The following is an 18828-nucleotide window of genomic DNA, read 5'->3' as shown; positions in this document are numbered from 1 at the left end:
TAACTTTACGACCAAATAACACAGTATCGGGTAACTCTCACAAAAGGGCTTTTTAAGGCATAAAATGTTCAAGCAACAATGGCCAAACGCTCAGCATAGTGCTTGATCTATTTCTTACACTAGATAATTTAACTGTTTTTCGCCAACTTAGCATCTAATGTTTATGAATTAAGCCATAAAAAAGCAGCGCGACATTATCGCACTGCCTAGTGACAACTTGATGTCATCTAGCTATTTAATAGCTGCTGCTGCAACATCTGGATCTGATCTCGAACCTGAGCTGCCTTTTCAAATTCAAGCTCACGTGCATGAACCATCATTTGACTCTCTAACTGCGCTATTTGCTCTGTTAGCTGTGCTGTCGATTTACCCGCTGATGATGGCAATGGTGTGACTTTATCACCCGCATTGGATTTAGCATGTGTGCCAGAATCAGTGACTTCTTCACCTAAATCCATCACATCCGTGATTTTCTTATTTAACGCTTGAGGTGTAATACCATGTTTTTCATTGTAAGCTTGTTGCTTTTCTCGGCGGCGTTCGGTCTCATCGATAGCAGCACGCATAGAGCGAGTTATCCTGTCACCGTATAAAATTGCTTTACCATTTAAATGACGAGCAGCACGGCCTATGGTCTGAATTAAAGATCGCGTAGAACGTAAAAAGCCCTCTTTATCCGCATCCAAAATAGCCACTAAGGATACCTCGGGCATATCAAGACCTTCTCTCAATAAATTGATCCCGACCAGTACATCAAATACCCCCTTTCTGAGATCTCGAATAATCTCCATACGCTCTACCGTATCGATATCAGAGTGTAAATAACGCACTTTTACGTCATGATCATTTAAATAGTCAGTGAGGTCTTCCGACATTCTTTTAGTCAACGTCGTGACCAGAACACGTTCTTTTAGCGCCACTCGTTTGTAAATTTCAGAGAGCAAGTCATCCACTTGTGAAGACACCGGGCGGACTTCTAACTCAGGGTCGAGTAACCCAGTCGGGCGGATCACCTGTTCAGCAACCTCACCACTAGAGCGCTCCAATTCATAATCACCAGGCGTCGCAGAAACATAAATAGTCTGCGGCGCAATAGACTCAAACTCTTCAAACTTTAATGGACGGTTATCCATTGCTGAAGGCAATCTAAAGCCATACTCAACTAAATTTTCCTTTCGGCTTCTATCCCCTTTGTACATAGCGCCTACCTGAGAGACGGTCACATGGGATTCATCGATGATCATCAAAGCATCGTCGGGTAAATAGTCTAATAAAGTTGGGGGTGGCTCACCTGGTGCTCTGCCTGATAAATACCGGCTGTAATTTTCAATCCCAGAACAAAAGCCAAGTTCTTGCATCATTTCAATATCATACTGAGTACGCTGTGCAACCCGCTGCTCTTCAACCAGTTTATTGGCATCCATCAAATAAGCACGGCGTTCTTTAAGCTCTACTTTGATCTTTTCAATGGCTTCGAGAATTTTTTCTCTGGGTGTTACATAGTGGGTTTTTGGATAAATGGTTGCTCTAACTAGATGCTTGTCTACGACGCCGGTCAATGGATCGAAGAGGCTGATCCGTTCAATCTCATCATCAAACATTTCAACACGCACGGCTTGAGTTTCTGATTCAGCAGGAAATATATCAATGACTTCTCCCCGTACCCGATAGGTGCCACGAGAAAAGTCCATGTCATTACGAGTGTACTGCAACTCAGCAAGACGTCTAAGCATGGCGCGCTGCTCCATAGTCTCGCCCACTTTCAATAACAGCATCATTTTCATATACGAGTCCGGATCACCCAGACCATAGATAGCTGACACTGACGCGACGATAATGGTATCTCTTCGCTCTAACAACGCTTTGGTAGCCGATAAACGCATCTGCTCAATGTGATCATTGATCGAGGCATCTTTTTCGATGAATGTATCACTGGCAACAACATATGCTTCAGGCTGATAATAGTCATAATAAGAGACAAAATATTCAACGGCATTGTTTGGGAAGAACTCTTTCATTTCACCATATAATTGCGCCGCAAGCGTCTTGTTATGGGCCATAATAATAGTCGGGCGATTCAGCTGATGAATGATATTGGCCATCGTAAACGTTTTGCCTGTGCCCGTCGCGCCAAGCAAAGTTTGATGGGCAAGACCGGCTTCCAGTCCATCACACAACTGAGCAATGGCGGTAGGTTGGTCACCATTTGGAGAAAATTCAGATACTAAATCAAAAGACTCATTCATTACGAGTGCACCTCAATACCTTCTTGTTGCATGCCATTAAGTGTTTTACTAAACCAAGTATATGCGGCAATAGCCGTAAATAAGTTACCGATTGCAGCGCCCACAAATAAACCAGTAAGCCCGGCAATATGAGATCCTATATAAGCACAAGGAATATAAAAAACAAACAAACGTACAATACTTAAGATCAACGCATTCATTGGTTTATGTAATGCATTAAAAGATGAATTGGTTAAAATGATGATGCCTTGTAGGCCATAACTCAGCGGTAAGGTATAAATGAAAAGTTTGATGATCGCTATGACCTCTGGCTCATTACCAAAAGCTTGGCTGACCCAATGCGCAGTTAAAATCAGAAATACATAAATGCCAAATTGCCACATCAAAACAAACTTCAATGTCTTGGTATAAGCCTCTTTTACGCGAGTGAAATTCCCTGCGCCATAGTTTTGACTAACAAAAGGTGGTAACGTCATCGACAGAGCCAAAATAACCAAACATGCAATCGATTCAATACGGCTTCCCACACCAAATGCAGCAACCGCTTGTGCACCATAAGTCGCCACAATTGCTGTCATTACGGCCATCGCGATCGGAGTAAGCATATTCGCCCCCGCAGCAGGCAAACCTATTTTCATTATTTTAGTCACTGCTCCCCATACACTTTGCTTTGCACTAGAGCAGCTTAAAAGCTGCTTTTTTATCGCCAATAAGTAAATAATAACGACCACGCCCACCGCCCAAGCGATGACAGAAGCAATGGCAGCGCCTTGCACTCCAAGCGCAGGAATAGGTCCCAAGCCAAAAATTAAAATAGGATCCAAGACGGCATTGATTAAACCACCTAGCCCCATGATCATACTGGGCGTTTTTGTATCACCAGATGCTCTTAAAACCGAATTACCTATCATAGGTGTAATTAAAAACACAGCGCCCAAAAACCAGACATTCATATAATCATGGATATAGGGAAGCGTACTCGCATCAGCGCCCAACAAGGTGAATATCGGGTCCATTAGCACATAACCCAACGCGGCAAGTAAAGCGACCAATACCGCAGCTAATATAAGAGAAATGAAAGCATCAAACTTGGCCTCTTCAATATCTTTGCTACCCAGCGCTTTTGCAATGACTGCCGATGTACCTATACCCAAGCCTATGGCTAAACTGATGATAGTAAATGTCACAGGGAACGTGAAGCTAACCGCCGCGAGCGGCTCTGTGCCCAATAAACTAATAAAGAATGTATCAACTAAATTGAAGCTCATTAACATGATCATGCCAAATATCATTGGCACGGTCATACGCTTTAAAGTGGCTGGAATTGAACCAGTCAAAATATCGCTATTGGAACTAGATTGACGTACTGCGGACATAAAATATGATACCTCTTTTAACAGCCCATCATTCTAAATCATCATTCTAGATGATGCCACGCTATTATTGTCCGTATTATGATAGAAGCTATATAAATGCCTTTTATCGTAAAAATTGTTTTTTTACCCAATTCTTTGTCAAAACTCATTCTGCACAAAAAATGTCAATTTTATTTCAAATCCACTGATTCTTCGGCTCACTTTTTGCACATCAGGCAAACAATGTTGAAATAAATCTTTAAAAATACACACATTCGCATACGATTCTAGCCAAAACACCTACACCATTGAATTATAAGCATTTTAAAAAAGATAAAAAAACTATTGCGTCGCCCTAATGCCACGGTTTACTTAGCTTTCGAAGAGTTCTTAAAGATTAATAAACAATGTTATCCACAGATTCCGTGGATAAGTTTGTAGAGCCTTTAAAAATAAAGGCCTAAGCAGGGATCTTATCGCCGCTTTTATTTTACGTTTATGATCATTCTATTTAAAACAGGTGATCTAAGATTGGAAACAGCGTTTTTAGCAGCTATTTAGACTAATTTAATAATTACGCAACTTTCAAAAACCCACCAAAAAAACCAATAACCATTTGTTTAAATTGAATTTAAAATAAAACCCAGACTAGGCTATGCCGTTTTACCCTAAAATTTGAGTAAAATATTTACCAATTTAACTGTAAAAGAACTGCAAACTAATCTACGTTTAAGATCCTCAGAAGGATCTCAACCTTCACAATTTACGATCTCCAAAAAAGTGCAAAAAACAGCCCTTTCGAACAATTTTGAGGCATTAGCTATAAAAAACACCTAATATCTCATGGTATGTGGTGCTTAAATAAACAGCGATGATGTCGCCTATCTGTCAAATTAGGCTACACAGATCCACATAGAATGATGAAATACAAAGTAGCAAAGCAGCAAAAAAGTCATTTTTAGATAGATAGATGATTAAAAAAAAGCATAATTGTTGATTAATCCATCGAAAAGACAGTTTTTTTGCATAACTGTGATTTTTATTGTTGACACTTAGCCGTGTCGTCATTAATATTTCGCCCCGTTGAGAGACATGCTTCCCCCTTAGCTCAGTTGGTTAGAGCGACGGACTGTTAATCCGCAGGTCCCCCGTTCGAGTCGGGGAGGGGGAGCCAAGTTTCTGAACATATAACGATTCCCCCTTAGCTCAGTTGGTTAGAGCGACGGACTGTTAATCCGCAGGTCCCCCGTTCGAGTCGGGGAGGGGGAGCCAAATCGTTATAAAGTGTAGTTCCCCCTTAGCTCAGTTGGTTAGAGCGACGGACTGTTAATCCGCAGGTCCCCCGTTCGAGTCGGGGAGGGGGAGCCAACTACTCTTACTTCTATATTGCTCCCCCTTAGCTCAGTTGGTTAGAGCGACGGACTGTTAATCCGCAGGTCCCCCGTTCGAGTCGGGGAGGGGGAGCCAATTCTCAGAATATATTAGACTTTTTCCACCCAATGCTCTACTCTACAAGCACCTTCACTGGTGAATTTTTGCTATATAATTAGGACTACTTACCATATTGGAAAAGACACCAAGTGGTTTTCAGTATGTATAATTCTCAGTATTCCATATTTGTGTTTGGCAGCATTATATTCATTTACTAATGCTAAAGGGTATTTCTTCCATTTTCAGGCAGAAGATAAATCATGGCAGGCTTTAAAAAACTCATATTTTTACAATTCGTATCTTGGTTACTGTTTTCTGCTGTAGGCAGCTTTTTTGTTGCTTCAAGCTTTGACAGCGCCGTTAGCCGGGCACAAATGAGTGCACAGCAAATGGTTAGTAACTATATTCAAGAAAAAACCATGAATGATATGACGCCGGAGCACATTCGCCTGTCACTGAGTAATGGCAACGTCTTTTCTACTTTCATTGTCAGGGACTTTTCAGGACAAGCAGTATTGCAGCTTGGCTCCCCTACTCAGCTCCCCCTAATCGCTGACGTCATCGCAAATAGCTTTAACTCTATTCGTCCTCAGTTTGCAGTTAATAAAACAAAAGACATCAAAATAGAATTTGTGATTAATGCACAAAGCCAAGCATCACTGTTGCAACAATCATTGCTACTGATGCTGCTCATTTCAGCGTTGGTTGCGTTTATCCCTATCTTTTATATGCAGGCCATATATAAGAAGCTCAACCGCAACGTCAGTATGACAGTTGCGAATGCTGTGGACGTCTATATTACGCAAAACCAAGTAACCGAAAGTATTGAAGAAGACTTTAATACCGGTAAAGTCACCGAATTAGGCGCTGAGCTGGCACCTTCATTTAATCGTTTAGCGCACTTTTTAAAAAGTAAACAAGAAGATATCAAATCAGCTGCGCATTCTATCAAACAAGAGGCGTACAAAGACGTTGTGACGGGCCTTGGTAACCGTAATATGTTTGTGGAATATTACGAACATCAAATTGAGCAAGCGAACAATAAAAGCTTTGGTACATTGGCAATGATCCGTTGTAGTGAATTGCAAATGATCAACCAAACACGCGGTTACCAGAAAGGCGATGAATATATCCGCGCCGTTTCTGACATCGTAAAACACGTCAGCGGTACGTATACTGGTAGCCAAGTATTCAGATTAAATAGCTCAGACTTTGCGGTCATTTTACCTAATGTCCCTTCTAAAGAAGCGGAGCAATTTGGTGAAACGCTACAAGCTAGGTTTACCCAATATCAGCAAAATCAAGAGCTCTCATCTGTTGCTAACGCAGGTATCGTCTCTTATGAATCAGGTAAACCGCTCGGTGAATTGTTATCTGTTGTTGATAATGCAATGAGTATGGCGCAAAGCAAGCAAGCTAACGCATGGCATTTACAGCGAGAAAGTGACATTGTGAATAATGTCGGTGCCGGGTTTGGCAATCAAAACTGGCGCCGCGTTATCCGCGAAGTCATCGATAGCCGTCGTGTTAACCTAATGATGCAGAACATTATGCCTATTGGCAAAAATGTCAAAGCGTATGCTGAGATCCAATCTCGCTTTAAAACCGAAGATAATCAAATGCTGCCCACCGCTTCATTCTTAGCGATGGCTGAAAAGCTTGAGATGGCCATTGAAATTGATCAGCTTATTATCGACAGCTCGCTGGAACTCATAAAAACCAGAAACTTCAATGAAAAGTTTTTTGGTATTAATGTCACGGCATCCAGTGCACACAGCGATCAGTTTGTGATTTGGCTTGAAAGACGCTTATTAAAAGATGGTAATCTTGCCTCTAAGCTCATTTTTGAAGTCAGTGAATTTGGCTTACAGCAAAATATCAAAGCAAGTAAACGCTTCATTGATATGGTGCATCGCGTTGGTGCGCGCATTACCGTAGAGCGTTTTGGTGTTGGTTTAACCTCATTTAAGTTTTTTAGAGACCTAAAACCTGATTTTATCAAAATGGATGCAAGTTACACTCGTGGCTTAGAAGAAGATAAAAACAACCAGTACTTTATGCGCTTAATGGTGGATTTAGCACACCGTATCGGCGTCAGTGTATTTGCTGAAGGTGTTGAAAGCCAAGAAGAAAAACACATCGTCGAAACGCTTTGTTTAGATGGCGTACAAGGCTACTACATAGAAAAGCCAAAAGAAGTCTAAATCCCTGTAATTTGGAGGGGTTTTATATCCCTCCTATAATTGTCAACATTCCCTACCAATTTTTGATTTCAATGCAAATAAAGTCTGCTAAATGTTGTGATCTCAGCGTGGAAAATTGTTAGAATTTCCAGTCTTATGACACGTTGCGAAACGAAGATAGATAGTTAAGGGGCATGAATGACAGAGTATATGTTGTTGCTTATCGGCACAGTGCTGGTAAACAACTTTGTGTTAGTGCAATTCCTCGGACTTTGTCCGTTTATGGGGGTTTCAAGCAAACTTGAAACGGCCATCGGAATGTCACTGGCCACCACCTTTGTTTTAACACTCGCTTCTGTCACCAGTTATTTGGTTAATCAGTATATCTTATTGCCACTAGAGCTGACTTTCCTGCGCACCATGAGCTTTATCCTCGTTATTGCTGTTGTTGTGCAGTTTACCGAGATGGTGGTGAGAAAAACCAGCCCGACTTTATATCGCCTACTCGGTATTTTCTTACCACTTATCACCACTAACTGTGCGGTACTCGGTGTCGCATTATTAAATATCACCAAAGAGCACACTTTCATCAGCTCAGCCGTATATGGTTTTGGTGCAGCAGTGGGCTTTTCCATGGTGTTAGTCTTATTTGCAGCGCTTCGAGAGCGCTTAGCGGTAGCCGACGTCCCTACCCCATTCAAAGGCGCTTCTATTGCCATGATCACCGCAGGCCTAATGTCGCTTGCATTTATGGGTTTCTCTGGATTGGTGAAGTTGTAATATGACATTACTGTATGCTCTGATAGCGATCGGTGCACTTGCACTCGTATTCGGTTTAATTTTAGGCTATGCAGCCATTAAATATCGTGTTGAAAGTAATCCTATTGTTGATCAAGTGGATGCTATTCTTCCACAAACACAATGTGGTCAATGTGGCTACCCTGGTTGCCGCCCGTATGCTGAAGCCATCGCCAATGGCGATGAGGTCAATAAGTGCCCTCCGGGCGGTGAAGCCACGGTGAAAAAGCTTGCAGATCTGATGGGCGTTGAAGCCAAGCCTCTTGCAGGTGGTGAAGAAGCAGAGCCCATTAAAAAAGTGGCCTATATCCGAGAGGATGAATGTATTGGTTGTACTAAATGTATCCAAGCCTGTCCTGTCGATGCCATAGTTGGCGCGACGCGTCAAATGCATACTGTCATTGCTGATGAATGTACTGGCTGTGACCTATGTGTAGAGCCCTGCCCTGTTGACTGTATAGATATGATCCCAGTCGCTGAAACAAAACAATCTTGGAAGTGGCAAATTGATGCTATTCCAGTGAAACAATTAGATTGAGAGGTTTAAGTGGAAACATTACTTGAACAAATTGAAAGCGGCAAACTATGGCAATTTCCTGGTGGTATTCACCCACCAGAGCAAAAGTCTTTGTCAAATCAGGCTGCTATTGGCTCACTTCCCCTGCCAGAGTATTTAGTCTTACCATTAAAGCAGCATATTGGCGCAAATGGCCAGCTCCTTGTAAATAAAGGCGAGCATGTTCTAAAAGGGCAAGTTTTAACACAACCTGGTACAAACTGGTCGCTGCCAATTCATGCGCCGACGTCAGGCACTATTACCGATATCAAGCCAATGCCTTCAGCGCACCCATCTGCGATGCCGGAATTGAGCATCGTCTTAACGCCAGATGGCGATGATACTTGGTGTGAATTAGAGACTCGCGCATCCCTGGATGGCTTAGATAACAAAGCACTCATTGATATTATTCATCATGCCGGTATTGCAGGTATGGGCGGTGCAGGTTTCCCCACCTATGTCAAAGCGGATAGTGCAAAAACCATCGAGTATTTAGTCGTCAATGGTGTTGAATGTGAACCTTATATCACTGCTGACGACATGCTCATGAGAGAGCATGCCAAAGACATTATCCGCGGTATGGAAGTGATGATGTCTATCTTATCACCGCAGTATGCGCTGGTTGGCATAGAAGACAACAAGCCAGAAGCGTTGGCTGCGATGCAACAAGCCGCCAAGCACAATAGCAAGATATTAGTTCGCTCAATTCCAACTAAATATCCTTCTGGCGGTGAAAAGCAGCTTATTAAAGTGCTGACCTCAAAAGAAGTACCCAGCGGCGGGATCCCAGCAGATGTTGGTGTCTTAGTGCAAAACGTCGGGACACTGTTTGCTGTCAGCGAAGCCGTTTATGAAGGCAAGCCTCTGATAGAACGAGTTGTCACCGTAACCGGTAATACAATACACAAACCACAAAACGTGTGGGCTTTACTCGGCACTGAAGTCAAGCACCTCGTTTATAGTCAAGGGTTTACTCCTGTTGAAAATCAGCGTGTGATCATGGGTGGTCCTATGATGGGCTTCACGTTACCAACAGTGAGGATCCCTGTCGTCAAAACAACAAACTGTATTTTAGCGCCTGATAATCAAGAGCTCGCAGTCGCTGGGCAAGAACAAGCTTGTATTCGTTGCAGTGCCTGTGCTGATGCCTGTCCACAAACCTTGTTGCCGCAACAGCTGCAATGGTTTGCCAAGGGCCAGGAATACGACAAGCTCGAAGAGTACAATCTGTTTGACTGTATTGAATGCGGTGCCTGTTCTTATGTGTGCCCAAGTGAAATCCCACTGGTGCAATACTATCGAGTTGCCAAAGCAGAGATCCGCGAACAAAAACTTGAAAAAGTAAAAGCTGAACGTGCTAAAGAGCGCTTTGAAGCACGTAAAGCTCGCCTTGAAAGAGAACAAGAAGAAAGACAAAACCGTCATAAGCGCCCCGCTCGTAGTGCACCAGCCAAAGATAAAGCTAAGGTGTCTGAGGCACTTGAGCGAGTTAAGCAAAAACGCCCTGAACAGTCAGCGGTGCAGGCCGCCATTGAGCGTGCTAAAGCGAAAAAAGCTGAGGGCGATACCTCTGCTCTTGAGCCTGATAACAGCGCAGTAGCGTTAGAGCGAGCAAAAAGAAAAGAGCAAGCTAGGAAGTATAAAGAAGAAAAAGCTGGCTCAGATAAAGGCAGTGCACCAAAAGACGCCGTTGCTGCGGCCATTGCACGTGCTAAGGCGAAAAAAGCAGCCCAAACTGCTGACAGCGTAGAATCACAAGAGCAAGATCCACGCAAAGCAGCCGTCGCCGCAGCCATTGCGCGCGCCAAAGCGAAAAAGTCGGGTGACGAGCCTAAACTAGGATCAGAAGATGATCCTCGTAAAGCTGCTGTCGCTGCCGCGATTGCACGCGCTAAAGCAAAGAAGGCAGAGCAAGATCCTGAGCAAAATAGCGCAAGTGGTTCAGATGACGTGAAAACGGATGACCCGAGAAAAGCCGCTGTGGCAGCAGCCATTGCTCGTGCCAAAGCGAAAAAAGCCGCTAAGGGTGATGAACCAGAAGCCGCCGTTGAAGATGATTCAGCAGATCCACGTAAAGCCGCTGTCGCGGCTGCTATCGCCCGCGCTAAAGCGAAGAAAGCCGCTAAAGACGCTGAGCAACTAGAAGAGCCGACCGTTGACGACGAGCCTGAAGATCCGCGCAAAGCCGCTGTCGCTGCTGCTATCGCCCGCGCTAAAGCGAAAAAAGCCGCTAAAGACGCTGAGCAAGTAGAAGAGCCGACCGTTGACGACGAACCGGAAGATCCGCGCAAAGCCGCTGTCGCTGCTGCTATCGCCCGCGCTAAAGCGAAAAAAGCCGCTAAAGACGCTGAACACGTAGAAGAGCCGACCGTTGACGACGAGCCTGAAGATCCGCGCAAAGCCGCTGTCGCTGCTGCTATCGCCCGCGCTAAAGCGAAAAAAGCCGCTAAAGACGCTGAGCACGTAGAAGAGCCGACCGTTGACGACGAGCCTGAAGATCCGCGCAAAGCCGCTGTTGCTGCAGCAATAGCCCGTGCTAAAGCGAAAAAAGCAGCTAAAGACGCTGAGCACGTAGAAGAGCCAACCGTTGATACCGAGCCTGAAGATCCGCGCAAAGCCGCTGTCGCTGCTGCTATTGCCCGTGCTAAAGCGAAAAAAGCCGCCAAAGAAGCTGAGCAAGAGCCAGTAGTTGATGACAAAACTGAAGAGGATGTGTCATCCGGTTCTGACACACAGACTGACGCTCTCAGCCCAGAAGACAAGCGCAAAGCTGCTATACGTGCCGCCGTTGAGCGTGCCAAAGCTAAAAAGAAAGCCCAAGAACAAGAAGGAAATGATCTGTCATGAAATTAACCATGGCTTCATCGCCCCATAACCACAGCCTGAAATCGGTTAACAAACTCATGATTTGCGTGATGTTAGCCTGTATACCTGGGATCTTGGTGCAAAGCTATTTTTTTGGTATCGGCGTATTTATTCAACTGGCACTGGCACTCACGACAGTAAGTCTTGCAGAAGCTGCCATGATAAAACTGCGAAGCCGTCCAGTTTGGCCAACCCTCAGTGATGGCAGCGCGTGGCTCACAGGTGTTTTAATCGCCGTCAGTGTCCCGCCTTTGGCACCTTGGTGGGTGGTCGTGATTGGGGCTTGTTTTGCGATTGTGATTGTAAAGCAGCTTTATGGTGGGCTTGGTTTTAACCTGTTCAACCCTGCTATGGCCGCATACGTCCTGCTACTCATTTCATTTCCAGTACAAATGACTGCATGGTTGCCAGTTCAATCACTGCTGAATACGCCTATCACACTATTTGATCAAATCGCATTAATTTTTACCGAAGCAACTTATTCCGGCTTGTCGCTAGAACAAGCAAGACAAGTCATAGATGGTGCGACCGGTGCGACGCCTTTGGATCATGTTAAAACAGCTACAGGGCAAAGCCTGACAGTGCAAGAAGCGATGGATAATAACGCATTTACTCGATTTGCAGGTGAGGGCTGGCAATGGGTGAATTTAGCTTATCTCCTTGGTGGACTTTATTTGCTTAAAGCAAAAGTCATAAATTGGCATATCCCAGTGGCTATGATCGCCTCTTTGGCTGTTTGCAGCTTATTTGGCTACCTTTTAGGTGGTCAAGCTGGCGTTGCATTCCATTTACTCAGCGGTGCAACCATGATCGGGGCATTTTTCATCGCAACGGATCCTGTCTCCGCATCGACCACCAATAAAGGCAGACTTATCTATGGTGCCCTTATTGGCCTGCTAGTTTATCTGATCAGACAATTTGGTGGATACCCAGATGCCGTGGCATTTTCTGTACTGCTACTCAATATGGCAGTGCCTTTAATAGACCACTACACCCAGCCACGTACCTATGGACATGGAGCAAAGAAATGATTTTCGCATCAATGAAAAAAAATGGCGCGATCCTCACCGCCTTTGCCCTTGCCACAACGGGCAGCGTTGCGCTCGTTCAGCAGCTCACAGCGCCTCGTATCGAAGCGCAAGAAAAGAAACACCTGATGCGCACTTTGACGCAGGTACTGCCCGCTGACAAATACAATAATGAACTCTATTTAGATTGCATCGAAAGCGATGCACCAGAGCTTGGTCCTAATGGACCACATCGAATCTATCGTGCCAAGCAAAATGGTCAGCCTGTCGCTCTACTTGTGCAGCATATTACCCCAGAAGGTTATAGCGGTAATATCGACATGTTAACTGCTGTATACGCCAATGCAGAAATCGCTGGCGTGCGTATTACTCAGCATAAAGAAACCCCTGGCTTGGGTGATAAAGTCGAAGTTAAAAAGTCAGACTGGGTACACTCTTTTGCGGGCATGACAGTACAATCAGCAGAAGACCAGCGCTTTAATGTGAAAAAAGAAGGCGGTGTATTCGATCAATTTACTGGGGCAACCATCACACCTAGAGCGGTTGTCCACTCTGTGAATGCGGCTACTTGGTTTGCCCATCAAAACTTTGACAGCCTATTTGCACAAAGCAATGTTTGCCAAGAGGAGCAGCTATGAGCGAGTACAAAACACTAGCCCATGAGGGACTTTGGAAAAACAATGCCGCCTTGGTACAGCTACTTGGCTTATGTCCCCTGCTTGCTGTCACCAGTACTGTTACCAATGCCTTAGGCCTTGGGATCGCGACCTTGCTTGTATTGGTTGGCTCTAACGTCACCGTGTCTATCGTCAGGAATTGGGTACCCAAAGATATTCGTATCCCAGTATTTGTGATGATCATTGCCGCGTTTGTCACCATCATTCAGCTGTTGATGAACGCATACACGTTTGGACTCTATCAATCCCTGGGGATCTTCATTCCCTTGATTGTGACCAACTGCGCCATCATTGGCCGAGCAGAAGCTTACGCTTCAAAGAACACCCCCATATTGTCTGCGTGGGATGGGGTGATGATGGGCCTTGGCTTTGCAGCTGTTTTGGTCATTTTAGGGGCAATGCGCGAGCTTATCGGACAAGGCACCTTATTTGATGGCGCAGAATTGTTACTCGGTGAATGGGCAACAGCCCTGCGCATCGAGGTGATCAACTTCGATAGTCAATTTTTAGTTGCTATTTTACCGCCGGGTGCTTTCTTAGGCTTGGGGCTTATCATTGCAGCTAAAAATTACTTCGATGAACGCCAAAAAGCACAAACTCAGCCAACTGCACCTGCTGAAAAAGCAGAAAGAGCGCGTGTCACTAGCCTAACTTAATGCAATTAAACGCAGCCTAAGCCGTCACTTAGTCTGCGTAAACCCTAGGTGTGATTGCAGGGGCAAATATGATGCAATCACGCTTAGCCCCTCTTAGCTAACTACTTAAAAACCGTCATGAATAAAGCAAAACGTTTAGAGATTTTAACTCGATTACGAGAAGACAATCCAAACCCGGAATCCGATCTTGAGTATACGACCCCGTTTGAATTATTGGTAGCAGTCACCTTGTCAGCACAGGCGACAGATGTGGGCGTCAACAAAGCAACCCGTAAGTTATTCCCCGTCGCCAACACGCCAGAAGCGATTGTAGAGCTCGGCGTTGAGGGGTTAAAGGAATACATAAAAACCATTGGTTTATATAATTCAAAAGCCAACAATGTCTTTAAACTATGCCAAATTTTAATCGAAAAACATGGCTCAGAAGTCCCTCAAGACCGCAAAGCGCTAGAAGCCTTACCTGGGGTTGGTCGTAAAACCGCAAACGTTGTGCTTAATTGCGCGTTTGGCTGGCCGACCATTGCAGTCGATACTCATATTTTTAGAGTCTCTAACCGCACTAAGTTTGCGATGGGTAAAGATGTCGTCGCGGTAGAAGAGAAGCTAGAAAAAGTCGTGCCCAAAGAGTTTAAAGTGGATGTACATCATTGGCTTATTTTACATGGTCGCTATGTATGTACTGCTCGAAAACCAAAATGTGGCAGCTGTATTATTGAAGATTTGTGTGAATTTAAAGAAAAAACTGACGCATAAATTGGCAATTTACAGTTCAAACCTATCATGGACAAGCTGCTCTTTTCGCTAAACTGGTTATTCAATAAAAGATAAACAACTGCTTTAAATACTTTTATTTTGAAGGCGAGCGTTTTGCTGATGTAAAGCTGCTAGTAATTATTGCCTAGCAGCCTTCATCAAAATTACAGCTTATTTATTTCAAACAATTTTCTTGCGTCTCCATGGTTCAATCGGCTGAGTGAAATACTGCCACCAAACATAACGCCATGGGATCAGAACCATTAATACAGCAATGCCAATTATCGATGCTTTTGCGTTTACGATGTTCGGGACATCTTGGCCTGCCAGAAACGGAGGCAATGCAACGACAGCCAGCCAAACCAGTTTCCAAACGATTTCATAGAGCATAATAGGTAAAAAAATTAAAGGACGAAAAACACCGCCTATTGCAAATAAAGCCAGCGCGAACAACATTGAATGCCCAAGGCCTCTCCATCGCTCCCATTCAGAGGCGCCTTCTAAGATATAATTTAATTGCTTTGAGCCTAGAACAATCACCATTGCAGCAAATATGAGTCTAAGTCCCCATGTTTTCCATATTGCAACCGTTGGAGCACCATTTTGTATTGACTCGTAATCGTTAGCTAGCTTGTTTTTTTCACAAACACTTTCGTTATCAATGACAGATTTATTTTTCATAACCATACCTTGTCTTCTAAATTTCACGTCCATACTGCCAATATGAAGGCTTTAAAGCGTATCGAATTTCAAAATCGATGCTAATAAAAGCCGATAAATCAGAATATTATCGAAAAAGAACAAGATTAATGTAAAATCGGTATAAAAGTGGGAGGGAATCAAAATTGGATCCACTAAAAATAGCGCAATCACTTACCGTCTTGCTAAGTCTGGCATTAGCTTTCAATCATTATCGCCTTCGACACAAGCACATTTTACATTTAGTTTTTGCAGGGTTTTGTGCTTCCTCGTCGATGTATCTTGCCTATCAACTAACAAGCACTTACTTGACCCCTTATCATCACCTGATAGGAATATTCGGGTTTGCGACCTGTAGTGGATACTGGCTTTTTTCACGTGCATTTTTTCGAATAACCAATCCCATTAATCACCATCACCTCCTGTTTGCAGGTGTACTGGGGATATGCCTGATATTAAGGCACCTCTTCCGATTTATAGAAAAAATGTGGCAACTCCATACCGGTTGGCTATCAACTTCAATAACCGTGTTATCCGAAGCAATTGCAATATTATCATCAGGCATGCTCATTCTCGCGTTTTGGGAGGGCTATCGGGTATTGCAAAGCGCAAATGTGACTTTGCGTAAAGTGACGATGATCTACCTGTCTTCATTTTTGGTGAGTATCATCAGTGTTATGTTGGTTGCTGTCACTCTGCCAAAAGAGTTCGCGATGGGCGAAGGACGAGAATGGTTGGTCGTGTTCGCATATACTTTAATCTTTATCAGTACACATTGGTTAATACAATTTCGTCAACAACAGGTGATGCAACAGACCCAGAAAAAGGAAGAGACTCTCCAAAGTGAGCGCCTACTCGCTCAGAAAATTCAACACCTGTTGGTTGAAGAAAAACGCTTTTTAGACGCAAATTTACGTGTTGCCGATATTGCTCGTGAACTCGATCTTCCCGAGTATCGTATCCGCGCTATTATGCTCGACTGCTTCGATGCTAAGAACTTTAATCACTATGTGAACCAAATGCGTATCGAGTACGCCAAATCAATATTAAGCGCACCTGATAAACGCGATTGGCCGGTGCTTGTCGTTGGTATTGAAAGTGGCTTTGCGTCTGCTGCCCCATTTAGTCGTGCGTTTAAAGAGTTTACAGGCTGCACGCCAGGGCAATACCGTAAGCAACAATTGGCATCGTAAGCCCATTTAATCAGGAACAGCTTAAATAATCACACTATAAAGCTAGCGCTATTTTATTTTTGAACGAGCTCAAACCTGTGATGAGCACTCTCTCGCCCATCACAATTTATATAAAATAGCGCTATTACTCTTTTATATAAATTGTGATGAGCACTCTCTCGCCCATCACAATTTATATAAAATAGCGCTATTACTCTTTTATCTCTCGCTTAAAAACAGGTAGCCACTTAGTTAGTAAGCTATCACCAACAATACTCTGTAGTCGTTTTGACCAACCGGTGAATAACACTCGTATTACCCAGTAAAAAAGTACACCTATCATCAGATAAATTAACGCATTGCTATCAATAAAGTCAGGCCATCTATCTGATGTATTGGCTGAAAACGACATCACAGCCCCCAACATAGCAAAACAGGACCGCCATGTATGTCGAGCGATACGGTGCTTACCCGAGAGGCCACCGTTTAGGATCATTCTAAGGTCCTTGCCGGCGGCCAACAAGGCGACTGAGGCATGAATGGTGAAAATAACTTTGAAGGTCGGATCCAAGTCAACTGCGGTATATATAAAATAGAACAAAGATATGCTGACATAGAGAATTAAGCACATTGCCAGTATTTCAAAAATACCGGTTGTTTGTTCTTTTCTCAGCACGATGGCCCAAGCCGTGACACCGTAATAAAATGTCATCAGTGACATAGTTGCACCACCATTAAAAAAAGCAGCAGTTCCTGTCATTATTAACATGGCAAGGAAAAATAGGTTACCTGACCATCTATGTCTAAGCTTTCCTTTTGCAAAGCTCAAAGCGCCAATACCAAACAACAGTAAAAATGAACCGGCCACAATATGCACTGTAAGCATTACGCCTCCTTTTGTTTTAGTGTGGTTTCTTTGGTTGAATTTGATAACCATCCGGACTGACGACTGTTACATACCCATGCATGGTTAATTTTTATACTTTACAGCTTTTATTAAGTTGGCATACCAGTGATGTAATAGACACCTTAGAAGTGTTACAAAACATGAACATATAACAGAAAAATAATTATATCTTGAGATTTTAGTCATTTAATGACGAAAAGTATTTCCAAATACTGGGCGTATTTATATCAAGAAAATATCATTCGCATCATAGAGTCAATGTATGTGGAGAAAGTGTGATGTATTCGACGAGAATCTTCAGCTCGGGGTTAGCCATAAAACTTGTTTATGTAAATAACCCCCTCGCCTGTCTAATGGTCATGCCAAAGGTACTTCTAAAAGTTCGACTTAAATGGGCGCTATCAGAAAAGCCAGCTTCATACGCTGCTTTCGTTGCGTTTTGACCTCGCTGCATCGCTTGCAATGCACACAACATTCTTCTCCATAACAAATACGGTCGCCATGCAACCCCTACTTGTTCAGAAAAAAGATGCAAAAACCGGCTTTCTGACAAGTGAAGCTTTCTCGCCATGTATTTCGCACGCCAATGTTGGGGCGTCATGCACTCCCCATTAAAGCATCGGTTTAGCTCATCTAGCACACTGTATATTCGAGCATCTGTTACAAAGTTCAAGTCGTTATCTCGCATCTGAGCTGATAATTGAATATCTGAGAATATTTTAAAAAAGTGCGCAAACGGATCTGTCTGTGGTAGTAGCAAGTTAGCTGCAGCAGAAATCGGCATTTGCTTCTGGCCATTTAACCGCTCCTTCAGGTATGCCCCTAACGCACTGTGCGGCTCTGCGAGTAATACCCAGCCCTTTTGCATTTTTAAACAATGCGGGACGTTAGAATCAATGATCACAGCGCCTTGAAATGGTTGACCATTTAGTGTGCTCACACTATTGCTGTCAGGTAACACAACCTGCATGGCAATATGGCGATGCTCAGAGGCATCAATACTGCCTCCGTAAGTCAGCAAACATCCCGTTTTTATCCAAATATTAGGTTTATCAATTTCTCTCTCAGTCATCAATACGCTGCTAAAGTAACTTGATTTGCAATGCTCATCATGTAATTAAATCATCCCCTTAACCAGACTGATCTAAATATTTTTTGAGATCTTGAGGTATGGGCATAGATTTAAATGCATTCACATTTGTGCCACCTGTATTACCAACGGGTACCCAAATTCGTGAAAAAATAATTGAAGCAATTAACCTCATGACTTGGCCCAGTATCGCTTTTTTATCCGCACATTGCACCCCCACTTTGAGCATCCACCAATGCACTGTGGTATGTCTAAATATAGACCGCTGACCTAAAATATGTGCTCTTTCAAGGTATCCAAAACACATCTCATAATGCGCATTTTGATACAAAGATTTTGCCATCATTAGCTCACGTTCATACGCCTGCTTTTGTGTGCTGTTCATACTATACCTCTCTAGCTTATAGATATA

The 18828-nt window shown here is 43.6% G+C and carries 15 protein-coding genes and 4 tRNA genes; 13 read left to right on the top strand and 6 right to left on the bottom strand.

The window, feature by feature from the left end; translation table 11 throughout:
- Positions 1 to 227: 227 nt before the first annotated feature.
- Both uvrB and JF50_RS05355 read right to left on the bottom strand, forming a co-directional pair.
- Positions 228 to 2246, bottom strand: coding sequence for an excinuclease ABC subunit UvrB (gene uvrB / locus JF50_RS05360; RefSeq protein WP_039608433.1), 2019 nt, complete (start codon positions 2244 to 2246; stop codon positions 228 to 230).
- Positions 2246 to 3622 carry an MATE family efflux transporter gene (locus JF50_RS05355; protein ID WP_039608432.1) on the bottom strand — a complete coding sequence of 459 codons (1377 nt, stop codon included), beginning with the start codon at positions 3620 to 3622 and terminating at the stop codon, positions 2246 to 2248. The genes uvrB and JF50_RS05355 overlap by 1 nt, the downstream gene beginning before the upstream one ends.
- Before the next feature lie 1076 nt (positions 3623 to 4698).
- On the opposite strand from JF50_RS05355, the gene JF50_RS05350 reads away from it, so the two are divergent.
- The 12 genes from JF50_RS05350 (at position 4699) to nth (ending at position 14548) form a co-directional block, all read left to right on the top strand.
- Positions 4699 to 4775, top strand: a tRNA-Asn gene (locus JF50_RS05350).
- Positions 4776 to 4796: 21 nt separating this feature from the next.
- Positions 4797 to 4873 (top strand) — tRNA-Asn (locus JF50_RS05345).
- A 19-nt stretch (positions 4874 to 4892) separates the two neighbouring features.
- Positions 4893 to 4969, top strand: a tRNA-Asn gene (locus JF50_RS05340).
- Positions 4970 to 4991: 22 nt separating this feature from the next.
- Positions 4992 to 5068: transfer RNA gene (locus JF50_RS05335), tRNA-Asn, on the top strand.
- 224 nt (positions 5069 to 5292) lie between these two features.
- The gene (locus JF50_RS05330; protein WP_039608431.1) at positions 5293 to 7236 is read left to right on the top strand and encodes an EAL domain-containing protein; all 1944 of its coding nucleotides are present in this window, start codon (positions 5293 to 5295) and stop codon (positions 7234 to 7236) included.
- A gap of 177 nt (positions 7237 to 7413) precedes the next feature.
- Positions 7414 to 7995, top strand: a complete 582-nt coding sequence (gene rsxA / locus JF50_RS05325; RefSeq protein WP_039608430.1) for an electron transport complex subunit RsxA — start codon at positions 7414 to 7416, stop codon at positions 7993 to 7995.
- A 1-nt stretch (position 7996) separates the two neighbouring features.
- Complete coding sequence (gene rsxB / locus JF50_RS05320; protein WP_039608429.1) at positions 7997 to 8551, top strand: electron transport complex subunit RsxB; 555 nt, start codon at positions 7997 to 7999, stop codon at positions 8549 to 8551.
- A gap of 9 nt (positions 8552 to 8560) precedes the next feature.
- On the top strand, positions 8561 to 11416 hold the full coding sequence (gene rsxC / locus JF50_RS05315; RefSeq protein WP_039608428.1) for an electron transport complex subunit RsxC: 2856 nt from the start codon (positions 8561 to 8563) through the stop codon (positions 11414 to 11416).
- Entirely contained in the window at positions 11413 to 12465 is a 1053-nt protein-coding gene (gene rsxD / locus JF50_RS05310) for an electron transport complex subunit RsxD (RefSeq protein ID WP_039608427.1), read from the top strand. Before rsxC ends, rsxD begins: the two co-directional genes overlap by 4 nt.
- Entirely contained in the window at positions 12462 to 13100 is a 639-nt protein-coding gene (gene rsxG, locus JF50_RS05305) for an electron transport complex subunit RsxG (protein ID WP_039608426.1), read from the top strand. Before rsxD ends, rsxG begins: the two co-directional genes overlap by 4 nt.
- Positions 13097 to 13795: an electron transport complex subunit E gene (locus JF50_RS05300; RefSeq protein ID WP_039608425.1), complete on the top strand. Its 699-nt coding sequence runs from the start codon at positions 13097 to 13099 to the stop codon at positions 13793 to 13795. Before rsxG ends, JF50_RS05300 begins: the two co-directional genes overlap by 4 nt.
- A 117-nt stretch (positions 13796 to 13912) precedes the next feature.
- On the top strand, positions 13913 to 14548 hold the full coding sequence (gene nth / locus JF50_RS05295; protein ID WP_039608424.1) for an endonuclease III: 636 nt from the start codon (positions 13913 to 13915) through the stop codon (positions 14546 to 14548).
- Between the two features lie 180 nt (positions 14549 to 14728).
- On the opposite strand, the gene JF50_RS05290 is transcribed toward nth, so the two are convergent.
- Positions 14729 to 15229: a hypothetical protein gene (locus tag JF50_RS05290; protein ID WP_039608423.1), complete on the bottom strand. Its 501-nt coding sequence runs from the start codon at positions 15227 to 15229 to the stop codon at positions 14729 to 14731.
- Between the two features lie 503 nt (positions 15230 to 15732).
- Here JF50_RS05290 and JF50_RS05285 point away from each other — a divergent pair.
- A complete protein-coding gene (locus tag JF50_RS05285; RefSeq protein WP_039608422.1) occupies positions 15733 to 16440 on the top strand; it encodes a helix-turn-helix domain-containing protein in 708 nt (235 codons plus the stop codon).
- Between the two features lie 190 nt (positions 16441 to 16630).
- Here JF50_RS05285 and JF50_RS05280 read toward each other — a convergent pair whose 3' ends face one another.
- The 3 genes from JF50_RS05280 to JF50_RS05270 all read right to left on the bottom strand — a co-directional run bounded on the left by JF50_RS05280 (position 16631) and on the right by JF50_RS05270 (position 18801).
- The gene (locus JF50_RS05280; RefSeq protein WP_039608421.1) at positions 16631 to 17305 is read right to left on the bottom strand and encodes a hypothetical protein; all 675 of its coding nucleotides are present in this window, start codon (positions 17303 to 17305) and stop codon (positions 16631 to 16633) included.
- A 346-nt stretch (positions 17306 to 17651) separates the two neighbouring features.
- Positions 17652 to 18398 carry a helix-turn-helix transcriptional regulator gene (locus JF50_RS05275; protein WP_039608420.1) on the bottom strand — a complete coding sequence of 249 codons (747 nt, stop codon included), beginning with the start codon at positions 18396 to 18398 and terminating at the stop codon, positions 17652 to 17654.
- Positions 18399 to 18456: 58 nt separating this feature from the next.
- A complete protein-coding gene (locus JF50_RS05270) occupies positions 18457 to 18801 on the bottom strand; it encodes a DUF3703 domain-containing protein (protein WP_039608419.1) in 345 nt (114 codons plus the stop codon).
- Between the last annotated feature and the right edge of the window lie 27 nt (positions 18802 to 18828).

Origin of the sequence: Pseudoalteromonas luteoviolacea (genome assembly GCF_000814765.1) — a bacterium.
GTDB lineage: Bacteria > Pseudomonadota > Gammaproteobacteria > Enterobacterales > Alteromonadaceae > Pseudoalteromonas > Pseudoalteromonas luteoviolacea_H.
This window is presented reverse-complemented; position numbering and strand designations above follow the sequence as displayed.

Coding starts and splice junctions, on each gene's coding strand:
- JF50_RS05290 (WP_039608423.1), bottom strand. CDS start 15,229: ATGAAAAATAAATCTGTCATTGATAACGAAAGTGTTTGTGAAAAAAAC.
- nth (WP_039608424.1), top strand. CDS start 13,913: ATGAATAAAGCAAAACGTTTAGAGATTTTAACTCGATTACGAGAAGAC.
- JF50_RS05300 (WP_039608425.1), top strand. CDS start 13,097: ATGAGCGAGTACAAAACACTAGCCCATGAGGGACTTTGGAAAAACAAT.
- JF50_RS05355 (WP_039608432.1), bottom strand. CDS start 3,622: ATGTCCGCAGTACGTCAATCTAGTTCCAATAGCGATATTTTGACTGGT.
- JF50_RS05285 (WP_039608422.1), top strand. CDS start 15,733: ATGTGGCAACTCCATACCGGTTGGCTATCAACTTCAATAACCGTGTTA.
- rsxB (WP_039608429.1), top strand. CDS start 7,997: ATGACATTACTGTATGCTCTGATAGCGATCGGTGCACTTGCACTCGTA.
- rsxG (WP_039608426.1), top strand. CDS start 12,462: ATGATTTTCGCATCAATGAAAAAAAATGGCGCGATCCTCACCGCCTTT.
- JF50_RS05275 (WP_039608420.1), bottom strand. CDS start 18,398: ATGACTGAGAGAGAAATTGATAAACCTAATATTTGGATAAAAACGGGA.
- uvrB (WP_039608433.1), bottom strand. CDS start 2,246: ATGAATGAGTCTTTTGATTTAGTATCTGAATTTTCTCCAAATGGTGAC.
- JF50_RS05330 (WP_039608431.1), top strand. CDS start 5,293: ATGGCAGGCTTTAAAAAACTCATATTTTTACAATTCGTATCTTGGTTA.
- rsxA (WP_039608430.1), top strand. CDS start 7,414: ATGACAGAGTATATGTTGTTGCTTATCGGCACAGTGCTGGTAAACAAC.
- JF50_RS05270 (WP_039608419.1), bottom strand. CDS start 18,801: ATGAACAGCACACAAAAGCAGGCGTATGAACGTGAGCTAATGATGGCA.
- rsxD (WP_039608427.1), top strand. CDS start 11,413: ATGAAATTAACCATGGCTTCATCGCCCCATAACCACAGCCTGAAATCG.
- JF50_RS05280 (WP_039608421.1), bottom strand. CDS start 17,305: ATGCTTACAGTGCATATTGTGGCCGGTTCATTTTTACTGTTGTTTGGT.